This is a genomic window from Streptomyces wedmorensis, assembly GCF_000716445.1.
Taxonomy (GTDB): Bacteria; Actinomycetota; Actinomycetes; order Streptomycetales; family Streptomycetaceae; genus Streptomyces; species Streptomyces wedmorensis.
This window is the reverse complement of sequence record NZ_JNWK01000188.1, coordinates 1-322: the sequence shown is the minus strand read 5'-3', so window position 1 is coordinate 322 and position 322 is coordinate 1. Positions and strand designations below refer to the sequence as shown.

The 322-nt window shown below is 67.4% G+C and carries 1 protein-coding gene; it reads left to right on the top strand.

Translation table 11 applies throughout. The features are described 5' to 3' along the window. On the top strand, positions 1-322 hold a 322-nt coding region (locus OO54_RS41055; protein ID WP_033212914.1), incomplete at both ends, for an extracellular solute-binding protein.

Below are 322 nucleotides of genomic sequence, written 5' to 3'. Positions count from 1 at the left end.
GTCAACGCCGCACTCGAGAAGGGCGGCAAGGTCACGGTGTGGGCGTGGGAGCCCACCCTGAAGAAGGTGGCGGAGGACTTCGAGAAGAAGTACCCCAACGTCGACATCGAACTGGTCAACGCCGGCACCGGCGACAAGCAGTACACCGCCCTGCAGAACGCGATAGCCGCCGGCTCCGGCGCCCCCGACGTCGCCCAGGTCGAGTACTACGCGCTCGGCCAGTTCACCATCGGCAAGTCCGTCGAGGACCTCGCCCCCTACGGAGCGACCAAGCACGCCACCAGCTTCACCCCCGGCCCCTGGAACGCCGTCCACCAGGACA